The sequence below is a fragment of the Mycobacterium sp. genome, from assembly GCF_049280035.1.
Lineage (GTDB): Bacteria > Actinomycetota > Actinomycetes > Mycobacteriales > Mycobacteriaceae > Mycobacterium.
On record NZ_JBAPPI010000710.1, the window covers coordinates 1 to 6,952 of the forward strand.

Genomic DNA, 6,952 nt, shown 5'->3' on the forward strand with positions numbered 1-6,952 from the left:
CCTCGGCTGCCTGCTCGCGAATGGCACCGCCGAGCTGGCCGGCCAGGACCCCGCCGTCGCCCTTCGGGCCCGCCGGACCTTCAAAGCCCTTGAAGACGCTCTGGTCGAATGCATCCAACAGGCTCAGCGACATGGCGACATCGACCCCGCCGCCGACGCGCGTCGACACGCCCGGCTGCTACTGGCCGTCCTACGCGGCATCGAAGCCCTGGGCAAGGGCAGCGTGGGCAGGCAGTCGCTGCGCTCGATCGCCGAAGCCGCGGTCGACACACTTCCGCGCCCTTGAACATCGAGGACCGCAAACGTGGGGGCGCGTGGTCGCCGGGCACGGGCGCGGGCCACATCGGTTGCATCCCGGCGGTCCTCTGTTCGCGCATCCCAAACAGCCCGGCGCTTCTGGGTCAGGGCCGACGTCAGACGTCACGACACCCGCTGATCCGGGCTAGGCCGACATCCAGGCGATCGCCTTGGTTTCGAGGTGCTGCTCGAAACCCTCACGGCCGCACTGGCGTCCGATGCCGCTCTGTTTGTAACCGCCATACGGCGAATCGGCTCCGTACCACATGCCACCGTTGACTCCGATCGACCCGGTGCGGATCCGGCGCGCGACGCCGGTCGCACGCTCCTCGTCGGCGGAGAACACCCCACCCGACAGGCCGTAAGCGGAGTCGTTGGCGATCCGGATCGCGTCCTCGTCGTCGTCGAAGGGGATGACGACCTGCACCGGACCGAAGATCTCCTCCTGGGCGATGGTCATCTTGTTGTCGACGTTGACGAACAACGTGGGCTCAACGAAAAACCCCTTGGGCAGATGGGCGGGACGCCCGCCACCGACCACGACCTCGGCGCCTTCGGCCCTGCCTTTCTCGATGTAACCCAGGACCCGCTCCTGCTGCTTGCGACTGACCTGCGGGCCGCTGATGTTCGCCGGGTCTGTGGGGTCGCCGTAGGGCACCGCCTCGAAGCCGGCCTTCAGGATCTGCACCGCCTCGTCGTAGCGTTGGCGGGGCACCAGCACGCGGGTCTGGATCGCGCAGCCCTGCCCGGCGTGGGTGCACGCCATCATCGGCGCTGCGGCCAGCACCCCGCCCAGATCGGCATCGTCGAGCACGATCATCGCCGACTTACCGCCCAGCTCGAGGAACACCCGTTTGAGCGTCTTGGCGCCCTTCTCCGAGATGCGCTTGCCGGTGGCGGTCGAGCCGGTGAACGAGATCATGTCCACGCGCGGGTCGAGGGTGAGCACCTCGCCGACGAGATGGTCTGAGGACGGTACGACGTTGAGCACCCCGGCGGGAATGTCGGTGTGCTCGGCGACGAGGCGCCCGAGACGCGTTGCGTTGAAAGGAGTGTCGGGCGCCGGTTTCAGCACGCAGGTGTTGCCCGTCGCCAGGATCGGGCCCAGCTTGTTCAGCGTCACCTCGACGGGGAAGTTCCACGGAACGACGGCGCCGATGACCCCGATCGCCTCCTTGTACACCCCGCGTCGGCTGGGCAGGCCGATCTGATTGCTGATCGGCAGCGACCGTTCCCACTCGAACTCATCGATGTACTCCATCGGCCAGGTCAGCGCATCGGCCAGCGGCCAATCCAGCTGGGCGCCGTAGGTCATCATGACCGGAGTGCCGGCCTCTTCGACGAGTTCCTGGCGCAGCTGCTCCTGTTCGGACACCAAGGCGTCCTGCAACTGCTGCAGGCAGCGTTTGCGCAACGCCCTGTTGGTCGACCAGTCGGTGCGGTCGAACGCGCGCCGCGCCGCACCGATGGCGCGCGTCATGTCGGCGGCGTCGGCGTCGGTGACTTCGCCGAGGATCTCCTCGGTGGCCGGGTTGACGTTGGCGAACCGCTTGCCTGACCCTGCCTCGGCGAGCTCGCCGTCGATGAGCATGCGGACTTCACCCATGGTTAGGCCTTCCCGACGTTGGCGCGCACCTCACGCGTCGTGTCCGCCGCGGTGCCGGCGGCAGCCGGCGCTCCGTCGCCCCCAACCCGGGGCCCGGGGGTGAACCGGATGGGCAAGCGGCGCACGGCATATACCGAGCCGGCGTCGGCGAACCGTTCGACCTCGCCGCTGATCGTGTAGTCCGGCATGCGGGTCAAGATCTCCGACATCATCACCTGGAACATCATCCGGGCGTGGTTGGAGCCCATGCAGCGATGCGGGCCGGCACCAAAAGCCAAGTGCCGATTGCCCATCCGGTCGAAATCGATCCGGTCAGGATCCTCGAACATTTTGGGGTCGCGATTGGCGGCGGCGAACATCAACAGCACCCTGTCACCCTCGGCGAAGCGCTGCCCGTTGAACTCACAGTCCTTGGTGACGATGCGCGGCAGACCCTGCGTAGGAGTGTCGTGGCGGAGGAACTCCTCGGTGGCCTTGGGCAGCAGCTCGGGCTCGTTGATCAGCCGCTGCCGAAGCTCGGGCTGTTCCTCCAGGCGCACCAGCGCATTGCCGGTCAGGCCGCTCGTGGTGTCCATGCCGCCCAGCAGCATCAAGAACGCGTAGCCGAGGATCTGCATGTCGTCGAGTCCCTCACCGTTGACCTTTGCCTGCATCACCGTGCTCAGCAGGTCGTCGCCGTAGCTCTCGGTGCGCCGCTTCTGAATCTCGGTGCTGATGTTGGCATAGATCTGGGCCGCGGCCGCCCCGCTCTTCTCCGGATCGAGGGCCAGGTCGTGCACCGTGGTATGAATCAGTTCCACCCATTCCGGCCAGTTGCTTTCATCGAACCCCAGCATCTGCAGAATCCAGCGCGCCGGCAGTGGAGTAGTCAGCTGCCCGATGATGTCGGCCTCGCCGGACTCGATGAACTCATCGATCAGCTCGGTGGCCAACCGCCGAAAGGTCGGCTCCAGCGCCTTGGCGGCACCGGGTGAGAAGAACGGCAGCGCGATTTTGCGGTAGTCCTGGACCAGTGGCGGGTCGTAGTCGATCGGAATGAACGGGAGACTGCCTTCGACCCCCGGCACCTCCTTGCCCGCCCCGGAGCTGAAGATCTCGGCGACCTGCTCGGCATCATAGACGTCCTGGTAATCCAGGAAAGCCCAGAAACCACCCCACTTTTCGGAGTGCACCATCGGGCACTGTGTACGCAGCCGCTTATAGATGTCGTACACGTTCTCCCGGAAATAGTCGGAGTGCTGGTCGAGCTGCGTCGCCAGCTCCTCCTTCGACGACTCCACTCCGGTCACGACTTGGCCCCTTCCCGTTCCACGGTGATCGCCCGCTCCGGGCATTCCTGTTCGGCTTCCAGCAGCACCGCGGCGTCGACGCGGTTCACCGCGTCGGGGTCGGCCTCGGCGCGGTCCTCGAGGTCCAGGAAATGAAACGCCTCAGGGGCCAGCGCGATGCACCGGGCATGACCGCGGCAGCGCTGCGGATCCACGTTGACTTTCATGATCTCGCTCCTTCTGTTCGAAACCTCGGGGTCACCGTCGTAGGGGCTGTGGCAGCTCTGTCCCCTAACGCGCCACATCCACCGGCACCGAGACGATCCGCGCGCCTGGTCGCGGGCCTGCGTCACCGTCCACCCACGTCAGTCAATGCATACTTTATATGCCATAGTACGCACTATATAATGGCCGTTACGGCGAAAGGACGAGGGGCGGAGTCAACGAAGGTGACAGCTGTTAGACCGAAAGATTCTGTCGCGCTTGATGATGCTGAGATCCGTAGCCTGATCGCGCGGATTGCGCACCTGGCCGACACCGGCGACGCCAGACAATACGGACGGTGTTTCACCAGCGACGCCCGCTGGAACATGCCCGGAGCGCCGCGGCGCGGCCGCGCCGACATCATCGCCGGTAGCCACGAGCGGCGGGCGGCCGGGGAAATCGGCCCCGGTAGTGCCACCCGCCACATGGTGGGCACCATCGCCGTCGACCTGCACGGCGACACCGCGCGTGCCAGGTCCTATTTTCAGTTCTTCGCGCAGACGACCACGGCCCCGCAGCTGCGATCGGTCGGGCAATACGACGACGAGTTCGTCCGCTCGCCAGAGGGCTGGCTGCTCGATCATCGCCGGATCACGCTGGGATGAGCGGCGCGCTTTCGTCGAACCTGGTGGCGCACGCGGTGGTAGCCGGTGTCGGCCGTGTACACCTCAACGACCCGCGGCACCGCAACGCGCTGTCCAAGCAGCTCAGCGACCAACTGGCCGCTGCGGTCAGCGACCTGATCGCGGACGGGGCCGCGGCGATCGTTCTGACCGCCGAGCCGCCGGTGTTCTGCGCCGGTGGGTCGCTGGAAGGGTTGCTCAAACGCGACGTCCCGTTGGCCGAAACCTATGCCGGGTACCGGGCGCTCACCGAGGCGCCGGTACCGACGATCGCGGCGGTGGCCGGTGCGGCGGTGGGAGCCGGCGTCAACCTTCCGCTGGCCTGCGATGTCGTCATCGCCGCGGAGTCGGCACGGTTCGACCCGCGGTTCCTCGACGTCGGCATCCATCCCGGCGGGGCGCACCTGTGGCGGCTGGTGCAGCGTGTCGGCGTCCAGGGCGCCGCGGCGCTGAGCCTGCTCGGAGACACGCTGACCGGCGCAGAGGCGCAAGCCCGCGGGTTGGCCTGGCGATGTGTGCCCGACGCCGACCTGGAATCGGTCGCCCTGGCCCTGGCGACACGGGCCACCCAGCGCTCGGCGCCGTTGGTGCGGCGCACCAAGCAGACGCTGCGCGCGACCCTGGCTGTAACGTCATTCGACGAGGCCTTCGCGATGGAACTGGATGCGCAGGAGTGGTCGGTCAATCAACCCGAGTTCGCCGAAACCGTCCGCAGGGTCCAAGCTGACATCGCCGCGCGAAAGTCCACGGCCACAACGACATCGCCGCGTGCAACCACATGACTACGATCGGTAGCGAGGGCCCTAGCCATGGCCGCAGACCTGCGTGAACTGGTGAGACCGGCCAAGACGGTGCTGCTGACCCAGGAATGCCAGCGCGGCGTGGTCGGACCCGACAGCATGATCCCGGCACTCGCCGAGGCGGCCCGGACCTCGGGCGCGCTCGCGAACGTCACCCGGTTGGTGCATGCTGCCCGCGCGGCGAACGTCGGTGTGCTGCACGCACTGGCCGCGCGCCGGCGCGACGGGCGCGGCGCCAACACCAATGCCCGGCTGTTCGTCAGCGTCGCGCGCGAGCCGAACCAGCAGTGGCTGGACAGCGATGCCGCCCTGCCGTTGGAGGAGTTCGGCCCCGATGACTCCGATCTGACCTCCACACGGCTGCACGGGCTCTCGCCGATCTTCGGCCAAGACGTCGATGGGCTGCTGCGCAACCTTGGCTGCCGCACACTCATCATCGTGGGGGTGTCGACGAATGTGGCGATCCCCAATGCCGTGTTCGACGCCGTCAATCTGGGCTACCAGGTGGTGCTTCCCGTCGACGCGGTCGCCGGTGTGCCGGTGGGGTACAGCGACACAATCATCCGCAACAGCCTGAGTCTGGTCGCCACCACCACGAGCACCGACGAGGTGCTGGCCTGCTGGTGCTGACCGGGGCGACTGGCTGCTTAGGCGATGGCACCGGCGTTCTTGAGGTCCTCGATGCGGTCCCAGTCGATACCCAGCTCCATCAACACCAGCTCGGTGTGTTCGGATGCCTGCGGTGCCCGGCTCGTTACAAGCGGCTCATGGTTGAACTGGACCGGCCCGCGAACCACCTTGAACGGTTTTCCTCCGTCGCCGGCCTCGACCTCGACGATCATGTCGTTGACAATCGCTTGTTCGTCGGTCCCCAGATCGACCAGGCTTTGCACGGGTGCCCACTGTCCCTTCATCGTCTTGAGGTGTTGACGCCAGTAGTCGAAGGGCTTGGCGGCGATGGCGGCGGCGACGAGTTGGGCTGCCGCATCAGCGTTCTCGACCAGTGCGACCACCTGTGAGAATCGCGGGTCGTCGGCGGCCTCGGGGATCCCCAGGTGCTCAAAGGTGTCGCGGATGTAGGCCGTGGGGCTGATGATGCACAGGTTGATTGTGCCGCCGTCTGAGGTCAAATAGTTGCCCAGGAACGGATTCACACTGGGAGCATCGGAATTGGGCAGCGTCGATCGCATCGCGTCACCGGACTCCAGGCCTTGGGTGACGCTGGCGCCTGCCGCCCACCAGGCGGTGCTCAGCAGCGATACGTCAACCTCGAGCGCCTCGCCGGTGCGTTCGCGATGGAACAGCGCCGCCGAGATGCCACCCGCGATGTTCATGCCGCCGATGGAGTCGCCGAACGCCGGGATCCCTTGCGAGAGCACTCCCCCGAGTTCCGCGGGCGTGAGCGCGTAACCGATACCAGAGCGGGTCCAGAATGCGGTGCCGTCGAAGCCGCCGACATCGCGCTGTGATCCCTTGTCGCCGTAGGCGCTGCCGCGTGCGTAGATGATGTTCGGGTTCACCGCGCGTATGTGCTCGATGTCGAACTTGTTTTTCTGACGCTGGGCGGGCATGTAGTTGGTCAGAAAAACGTCGGCGGTCTTCGCGATCTCGTAAAGCACCTCCTGGCCGCCGGGCGTCGACACGTCGATGCCGACACTGCGCTTGCCACGGTTGGGGTGCTCGATAAGCGGATGACGATCGGGGTCGAGGGTGAACCCGCCCATCTTGATGAAACCGCGTTGGGTGTCGCCGCGCACTGGGTGCTCGACCTTGATGACGTCAGCGCCCCAGTCGGCGAGAATCGCCCCGGCGGCGGGCACGAAAGTGAACTGGGCGACTTCGAGGACTCGAACACCCGCCATCACCTTGATCACTTCACTTCACCTTTCACCAGTTGCGGTGGGGCGCATGGGCTCACCAGCCACGGAAGACCGGTGCGCGGCGCTCGACGAACGCCCGCACGCCCTCCTGGGAGTCGGCCGTGGCCATGATGGCCTCCTGCGTCCAGGCCTCTTCGGCCAGCGCGGTGTCGCGGTCGACCTCCAGTGCGTGGTTGATCAGCCGCTTGGTGGCACCCAGTGTTCGGGTGGGCCC

The 6,952-nt window shown here is 66.6% G+C and carries 8 protein-coding genes and 1 pseudogene; 4 read left to right on the forward strand and 5 right to left on the reverse strand.

Going from position 1 to position 6,952, the window contains the following annotated elements; genetic code table 11:
• Window positions 1-286 (forward strand): TetR family transcriptional regulator C-terminal domain-containing protein (locus WAN71_RS22925; RefSeq protein WP_422227529.1); only part of this gene is annotated, 286 nt, incomplete at its 5' end.
• 156 nt (window positions 287-442) lie between these two features.
• On the opposite strand, the gene WAN71_RS22930 is transcribed toward WAN71_RS22925, so the two are convergent.
• The 3 genes from WAN71_RS22930 to WAN71_RS22940 are packed head-to-tail and all read right to left on the reverse strand — an operon-like array spanning window position 443 to window position 3,398.
• On the reverse strand, window positions 443-1,903 hold the full coding sequence (locus tag WAN71_RS22930) for an aldehyde dehydrogenase family protein (RefSeq protein WP_422227530.1): 1,461 nt from the start codon (window positions 1,901-1,903) through the stop codon (window positions 443-445).
• 2 nt (window positions 1,904-1,905) lie between these two features.
• Window positions 1,906-3,192, reverse strand: a complete 1,287-nt coding sequence (locus WAN71_RS22935; RefSeq protein ID WP_422227531.1) for a cytochrome P450 — start codon at window positions 3,190-3,192, stop codon at window positions 1,906-1,908.
• Window positions 3,189-3,398, reverse strand: a complete 210-nt coding sequence (locus WAN71_RS22940) for a ferredoxin (RefSeq protein WP_422227532.1) — start codon at window positions 3,396-3,398, stop codon at window positions 3,189-3,191. The genes WAN71_RS22935 and WAN71_RS22940 overlap by 4 nt, the downstream gene beginning before the upstream one ends.
• 222 nt (window positions 3,399-3,620) lie before the next feature.
• On the opposite strand from WAN71_RS22940, the gene WAN71_RS22945 reads away from it, so the two are divergent.
• The 3 genes from WAN71_RS22945 to WAN71_RS22955 are packed head-to-tail and all read left to right on the forward strand — an operon-like array spanning window position 3,621 to window position 5,488.
• A complete protein-coding gene (locus WAN71_RS22945; RefSeq protein WP_422227533.1) occupies window positions 3,621-4,040 on the forward strand; it encodes a nuclear transport factor 2 family protein in 420 nt (139 codons plus the stop codon).
• The gene (locus tag WAN71_RS22950; RefSeq protein ID WP_422227534.1) at window positions 4,037-4,840 is read left to right on the forward strand and encodes an enoyl-CoA hydratase-related protein; all 804 of its coding nucleotides are present in this window, start codon (window positions 4,037-4,039) and stop codon (window positions 4,838-4,840) included. The genes WAN71_RS22945 and WAN71_RS22950 overlap by 4 nt, the downstream gene beginning before the upstream one ends.
• 27 nt (window positions 4,841-4,867) lie before the next feature.
• Window positions 4,868-5,488 carry an isochorismatase family protein gene (locus tag WAN71_RS22955; protein WP_422227535.1) on the forward strand — a complete coding sequence of 207 codons (621 nt, stop codon included), beginning with the start codon at window positions 4,868-4,870 and terminating at the stop codon, window positions 5,486-5,488.
• A 17-nt stretch (window positions 5,489-5,505) separates the two neighbouring features.
• Here the strand turns inward: WAN71_RS22955 and WAN71_RS22960 are convergent, their stop codons facing one another.
• Both WAN71_RS22960 and WAN71_RS22965 read right to left on the reverse strand, forming a co-directional pair.
• A complete protein-coding gene (locus WAN71_RS22960) occupies window positions 5,506-6,720 on the reverse strand; it encodes a CaiB/BaiF CoA transferase family protein (protein ID WP_422227536.1) in 1,215 nt (404 codons plus the stop codon).
• 52 nt (window positions 6,721-6,772) lie between these two features.
• Window positions 6,773-6,952, reverse strand: a pseudogene (locus tag WAN71_RS22965) (enoyl-CoA hydratase); the annotation flags it as partial.